Genomic DNA, 4,492 nt, shown 5'->3' with positions numbered 1-4,492 from the left:
CGAGCTTGCGATAGGCCTCCATCATCCGCCGCGCCATGCCGCGCTGCGGCTCTTCAAGACGGATGCGCGAGCAGCCCATGAGGTCAAGCGCGCCGACATTGAGCGTCGAGCGCACCATGACCTTGGCGCCGCCTTCGACCAGCCTCTCGGCGAACAGCGTGCCGGAATCGCCGTGATAGAGCGCGCCGTCGATATGCGCCGACGCGATCGGGATCAGGCGCGGCGCGCCGAGCAGGCGCGCGCTGTCGGCGACGATGCGCATGGCCATCGCCGCACCATCCTTGCCTGCGGCGACTGCTTGTTCCTCCGGGCTGAGCATGAGGCTCATGACAGCACCTTGCGCATGGTGATCGAGGTCGGCCGGTCAAAGCCTTCATGCGCCGTGCGTTCCGTCTCGCAAAAGCCGAACCGGGCAAAGCTTTCATGGTTTGCGACAAGCTCGATGCGCGTCTGCAATTCGATGGCCCTCTTGCCGTGCCGGCGTGCAAGATCCTCAATGGCCCGCATCAGCCGCCCGCCTATGCCTTGACCTTGGCGGCCGGGTTCGACAGCAAGCTTGCCGACGTAGAAATCGGTGGCTCTCTCCAGCGCAAAGACGCAGCCGACGATCCAGTCGCCCTCGACCGCGAGCAGCACCGTCTCTTGACCTGCCTTGCGCCTGAGGCTCTCGACGGTCAGCAGATGCGCTGAGGAGGGCGGGTCTATGACGCCGTCCATATAAGCGAAGGCGCGCCGGATAAGCGCCAGCAGGTCGTCCCACCGCGCGAAATCCGATGGAAGCTCGGTGATGAAGACGGCAGCGGTCTGGTCCATGCGTTCAGCCAGCCTTGTAGCGGATGGTATCGAAGCGGGCGGTCAGCGCGTCGTAGAGCAGCAACCGACCGACCAGCGGCTCGCCCGCGCCGGTGATGAGCTTGATCGCTTCCATCGCCTGCAGCGTGCCGATGACGCCGGTCAGCGCCCCGACGACGCCTGCGACGGCGCAGGACGGCACCAGGCCCTCTGGCGGCGCTTCCGGAAAAAGGTCGCGGTAGCTCGGGTTCCGCGTGCCACCGGCACCCGTTTCGAAAGGTTTGAGCACCGTCACCGAGCCGTCGAAGCGGCCAACGGCGGCCGTGACGAGGGGTTTCTCCTCCAGCACGCAAGCATCGGCGACCGCGTAGCGCGTGTCGAAATTGTCGGAACCATCCACGACGATATCGTAACGGGCGACAAGGGCGGGGGCGTCTTTCGCCGTCAGTCTGAGCCGATGCACCTCCGCTGTGACGTTTGGATTGATGCGCTTCACTGCCGCCGCTGCGCTGTCGGTCTTCGCCATGCCGATCGTATCGGTTCCATGGATTACCTGCCGCTGCAGGTTGGAGAGCGAGACCGTGTCGTCGTCGACGATGCCCAGCGTGCCGACGCCGGCCGCGGCAAGATATTCGAGCACCGGCGCGCCCAGGCCGCCGGCGCCGATCACCAGCACGCGTGCGCGTTTCAGCTTCTGCTGGCCGGCGCCGCCGATCTCGGCCAGCACGATGTGGCGGGCATAGCGTTCCAGCTCTTCGTCCGTGAGGGCGGCATTGGTCATGGCCGGACCTTATAACTGCCGTACAGCCTTGTCATGCATGGTCGAATCCTACGCGCCTGCCCCTCGAGGGTCAGGTCGTCAGCCCGATGCTGCCGTGGTCGACCGTCAGGAATTGCGCACGCCCGACGAGACTGGAAAACAAGGCGGCATCGGTCCCGGTCATGAAGGCCTGGCAGTTCAGATCCTCGAGGATGGAAAACAGCGCGGCGCGCCGGCCGCTGTCCAGATGCGCGGCGATCTCGTCCAGGAGGAGGATCGGCGTCAGGCCAGACATCTCGCCGGTCAGCCTCGCATGTGAAAGCACGATGCCGACAAGCAATGCCTTCTGCTCGCCGGTCGAGCAGAGCTCGGCCGGCATCGACTTGGGTCGATGCCGCACGACGAGGTCGGAACGGTGCGGTCCGTCGAGCGTGCGGCCCGCGGCCCGGTCGCGCTCGCGGCCGCGGGCAAGCGCCGCGCGGAACCGCTCCTCGACGTCGACCGCCGGCGTCACACCGAGCTCATTCTCCAACTCGCCGGCGAGACTAATGTCAGCCTGCGGGAATGGCCCGCTGCCGGGCAGCTTATCGATCATGGCGGCCAGCAGTCGCACCAGTTCGGTCCGTGCCGCGGCTATCGCGACGCCGGTCTCGGCCATCTGGGTCTCGATCGCGTCGAACCAGGCGCCGTCGCGCGAACCTTCCGTAAGCAAACGGTTACGGCCGCGCATCGCCTTCTCGTAGTCGAGCGCCCTCTGGCCGTGGCTTGGGTCGATCGCCAGGACCAGGCGGTCGAGGAAGCGTCGACGGTCGCCGGCCGGTCCGGGAAACAGCCCATCCATTGCCGGCGTCAGCCAGACGATCCGCAGCCATTCCAGCATATCCTCGGCCGATCGCGCCGGCGCGCCGTTGATGCGTACGCGTCGGCCGCCTTCTCCCGCTGCATCGCCGCCCGAAACGCCGGTACCGATCTCCGCCTGGCCTTCCGGTCCCTCGACGCGTGCGTGCAGCGCAAAGCCGCCATCGCCTCCCTCGCGCGCCACGTCGCCATAAGGAGCGCGGCGCAGCCCGCGTCCCGGCGTCAGCAGCGAGATCGCCTCAAGCAGGTTGGTCTTGCCCGCGCCATTGTCGCCGGACAGGACGACGGCGCCGGGCGCAAGGTCGAGCGAAAGCGCCGCATAGTTGCGGAAGTTAGTAAGTGTAAGCTTACTTAAATAGCTCTGCTGCCGAAGTTGTTTGGCATCCTCGGTCACGGCGACATGTCAGGCCCGCTAGGGCAGTACCCGGAAAGAAACGGCTTTCCGCCCGGAACTGCATTGAAACAAACTGAAAAAGCCTACACCCGCATCGGCATCAGGACGTAGAGCGCGGTCTCGTCGGCCATGTCGTGTATCAGCGTCGGCGAGCCGGCATCGGCCAGCATGAACTTCGCTTCCGAGCCTGTGAGCTGGGCGGCGACATCAAGCAGATATTTGGCGTTGAAGCCGATCTCGATCGGATCCGACGAATAGTCGGCCGCTAGTTCCTCTGTTGCGCTGCCCGAATCCGGGTTGTTGACAGCGAGCGTCAGCTGGCCGTCGTTGATCGACAGCTTCACCGCGCGGCCGCGCTCGGAGGAAATCGTCGAGACGCGATCGACTGCGGCGGCAAAGCTCTGTCGGTCGATGATCAGCTTCTTGTCGTTGCCGGTCGGAATGACGCGCTGGTAATCCGGGAAGGTGCCGTCAATCAGCTTCGATGTCAGGATGACGCTGCCGATGGTGAAGCGGATCTTGGTGTCAGACAGCTCCGTCGTCACCGCCACGTCCGGGTCGTCGACCAGCTTCTGCAGCTCGCTCACCGTCTTGCGCGGAATGATGATGCCGGGCATCCCTTCCGATCCCGCCGGCGCGTCGATCTCGGCGCGCGCCAGCCGGTGGCCGTCGGTCGCGACCGAGCGCAGCTTCAGCTTGCCGCCGACTTCATGCGTGTGGAGGAAGATGCCGTTGAGATAGTAGCGCGTCTCTTCGGTCGAGATGGCGAACTGGGTCTTGTCGATCAGGCCCTTGAGCGCCGCCGATTCCAGCCGGAAGATATGCGAGAAGGAGCCGGCCGAAAGTTCCGGGAAATCGGACTGCGGCAGGCACTGCAGGCGGAAGCTGGAACGGCCTGACGTAACCGTCATCGCATTGCCGTCCTCATCGGTCTTCAGCATCACCTCGGCGCCGTCGGCCAGCTTGCGCACTATGTCGTAGAGCAGATGCGCCGGAACCGTCGTCGCCCCGCCGCGCTCGACCTTGGCGGGCGTCGCTTCGGTCACCTCAAGGTCAAGGTCGGTGGCTTTCATCTCCAGGCTGGCGCCCTCGGCGCTGAGCAACACATTCGACAGGATCGGTATGGTGTTGCGCCGCTCGACCACGCGATGGACGTGATTGAGGGACTTCAGGAGATTTGACCGTTCCAGGATAACACGCATGACGAAACAGGCTCGCTTCAATGAATGAACGGGTCACCAGGCAGCGGCGTCCCGCGAAAGCTCTGAAAGGCTCAGAATCTGTGTAAGCTGACAGTAAAAAGCCCGTAAACGCAAGCCCGCGGCACCGGTTCCGGCCGGCAGCGCGGGCTTTCTGGGGATAAAGCCGGCGAAGCGCGCCGCCGGCACTTTTGTGACCGCTTCAGGCCTGCTCGTTGATCAGCCTTCTGAGCAGTTCGAGTTCTTGTGCCAGCGTGTTGTCGGCACCTGACAGATCCTCGATCTTGCGCACGGCATGCAGCACCGTGGTGTGGTCGCGGCCTCCGAAACGCCGGCCGATCTCCGGCAACGAGCGCGGCGTCATCACCTTCGAGAGGTACATCGCCACCTGCCGCGGCTTGACGATCGTGCGGGTGCGTCGGTTGGAGAGCAGTTCCGTCTTCGACACGTTGTAGTGGCGCGCCACGATGCGCTGGATGTCCTCGATGC

6 protein-coding genes are annotated in these 4,492 nt (G+C 64.9%); all 6 read right to left on the bottom strand.

Features of this window, described 5'->3' with window-relative positions:
- Positions 1 to 328, bottom strand: a 328-nt coding sequence (locus tag Q0L57_RS06710) for an aconitase X (RefSeq protein ID WP_296739837.1), incomplete at its 3' end; no start/stop codon positions are given.
- Positions 325 to 813 carry a GNAT family N-acetyltransferase gene (locus tag Q0L57_RS06705; RefSeq protein WP_296739835.1) on the bottom strand — a complete coding sequence of 163 codons (489 nt, stop codon included), beginning with the start codon at positions 811 to 813 and terminating at the stop codon, positions 325 to 327. The genes Q0L57_RS06710 and Q0L57_RS06705, both read right to left, overlap by 4 nt.
- A 4-nt stretch (positions 814 to 817) precedes the next feature.
- Complete coding sequence (locus tag Q0L57_RS06700; protein ID WP_296739832.1) at positions 818 to 1,573, bottom strand: molybdopterin-synthase adenylyltransferase MoeB; 756 nt, start codon at positions 1,571 to 1,573, stop codon at positions 818 to 820.
- A 70-nt stretch (positions 1,574 to 1,643) separates the two neighbouring features.
- Positions 1,644 to 2,804: a DNA replication/repair protein RecF gene (gene recF, locus Q0L57_RS06695; RefSeq protein ID WP_296739830.1), complete on the bottom strand. Its 1,161-nt coding sequence runs from the start codon at positions 2,802 to 2,804 to the stop codon at positions 1,644 to 1,646.
- 83 nt (positions 2,805 to 2,887) lie between these two features.
- Complete coding sequence (gene dnaN, locus Q0L57_RS06690) at positions 2,888 to 4,006, bottom strand: DNA polymerase III subunit beta (RefSeq protein WP_296739828.1); 1,119 nt, start codon at positions 4,004 to 4,006, stop codon at positions 2,888 to 2,890.
- A gap of 199 nt (positions 4,007 to 4,205) precedes the next feature.
- Positions 4,206 to 4,492: helix-turn-helix domain-containing protein (locus Q0L57_RS06685; RefSeq protein ID WP_296739825.1), on the bottom strand; the 287-nt coding region annotated here is incomplete at its 5' end.

The sequence above is a fragment of the Mesorhizobium sp. genome, assembly GCF_024509055.1.
In the GTDB taxonomy this organism is placed as follows: Bacteria; Pseudomonadota; Alphaproteobacteria; order Rhizobiales; family Rhizobiaceae; genus Mesorhizobium.
The sequence above is the reverse complement of the archived record's forward strand: the minus strand, read 5'-3'. Positions and strand labels throughout refer to the sequence as shown.